General features: G+C 65.1%; 1 protein-coding gene. It reads right to left on the bottom strand.

The window, feature by feature from the left end:
* The coding region (tuf, locus tag FBZ90_RS27660) for an elongation factor Tu (protein ID WP_145736994.1) at positions 1-1,138 on the bottom strand (1,138 nt) is incomplete at both ends.

Genomic DNA, 1,138 nt, shown 5'->3' on the forward strand with positions numbered 1-1,138 from the left:
AGGCGATGATCTTCGCGACCACGCCGGCGCCGACGGTGCGGCCGCCTTCACGGATGGCGAAGCGCAGGCCTTCGTCCATGGCGATCGGGGCGATCAGCTCCACGGTCACCTGCACGTTGTCGCCCGGCATCACCATCTCGGTGCCTTCCGGCAGCGCGACCATGCCCGTCACGTCCGTGGTACGGAAGTAGAACTGGGGACGGTAGTTGGTGAAGAACGGGGTGTGACGGCCGCCTTCTTCCTTCGTCAGGATGTAGGCTTCGGCCACGAACTTGGTGTGCGGGGTGATCGAGCCGGGCTTGGCCAGAACCTGACCACGCTCGACGTCTTCACGCTTCGTGCCGCGCAGCAGCGCGCCGATGTTGTCGCCAGCCTGGCCCTGGTCCAGCAGCTTGCGGAACATTTCAACGCCGGTCACGGTCGTCTTGACCGTGGTCTTCAGACCGACGATCTCGATTTCCTCGCCCACCTTCACGATGCCGCGCTCGACACGGCCGGTCACCACGGTGCCGCGGCCGGAGATCGAGAACACGTCTTCGATCGGCATCAGGAAGGGCTTGTCAACCGGACGCTCCGGCTGCGGGATGTAGGCGTCGACCTGCTTCATCAGCTCCAGGATGGCTTCCTTGCCGATCTCGGGGCTGCGGTCTTCCAGGGCGCACAGGGCGGAGCCCTTCACGATCGGAATGTCGTCGCCAGGGAAGTCGTAGCTGCTCAGCAGCTCGCGCACTTCCAGCTCCACCAGCTCCAGCAGCTCGGGGTCGTCGACCATGTCGACCTTGTTCATGAACACCACCAGAGCCGGCACACCGACCTGACGGGCCAGCAGGATGTGCTCGCGGGTCTGCGGCATCGGGCCGTCGGCGGCGGACACCACCAGGATCGCGCCGTCCATCTGCGCCGCGCCGGTGATCATGTTCTTCACATAGTCGGCGTGGCCGGGGCAGTCGACGTGGGCGTAGTGACGGTTGGACGTCTCGTACTCGACGTGGGCGGTCGAGATCGTGATGCCACGCGCCTTCTCTTCCGGCGCCTTGTCAATCTGGTCGTACGCGGTGAACGTCGCGCCACCGGTCTCAGCCAGCACCTTCGTGATCGCAGCCGTCAGCGACGTCTTGCCATGGTCAACGTGACCGAT

Origin of the sequence: Nitrospirillum pindoramense (genome assembly GCF_007827955.1) — a bacterium.
Taxonomy (GTDB): Bacteria; Pseudomonadota; Alphaproteobacteria; order Azospirillales; family Azospirillaceae; genus Nitrospirillum; species Nitrospirillum amazonense_B.